This is a genomic window from Pseudomonas sp. PME37.24/006, from assembly GCF_055556635.1.
The window spans coordinates 1-251 of the sequence record NZ_JBVHNL010000226.1; the positions used below are offsets into that span (position 1 = coordinate 1).

The 251-nt window shown below is 61.8% G+C and carries 1 protein-coding gene; it reads left to right on the forward strand.

Going from position 1 to position 251, the window contains the following annotated elements:
• Window positions 1–34: 34 nt before the first annotated feature.
• Window positions 35–251, forward strand: a 217-nt coding sequence (locus ACZ3GY_RS24505; RefSeq protein ID WP_465912400.1) for a hypothetical protein, incomplete at its 3' end; no start/stop codon positions are given.

A 251-nucleotide genomic window follows, 5' to 3' on the forward strand; every position in this document is an offset into this window, starting at 1 on the left:
GGCCGTCGCCGCAGCACCCACCGGAGCCACCCTGATGCTTCGCGGGACCTTCCTGTTCAACTCAGCGGTATCGATCCCGGGATCGAAATTCCTCACGATCGATGCGCGAGACGCCACGATCGTGCGCGGAAGGATAGCCGGGAGTGCCGAAAACGGATTCCTGATGCGCGCAGCAGGCACCCTGGATTCTCCGACGCGAGTGACCACGGTGGAAACGGCCTCTTCCATGTTGGAGAACCAGACTTACACCT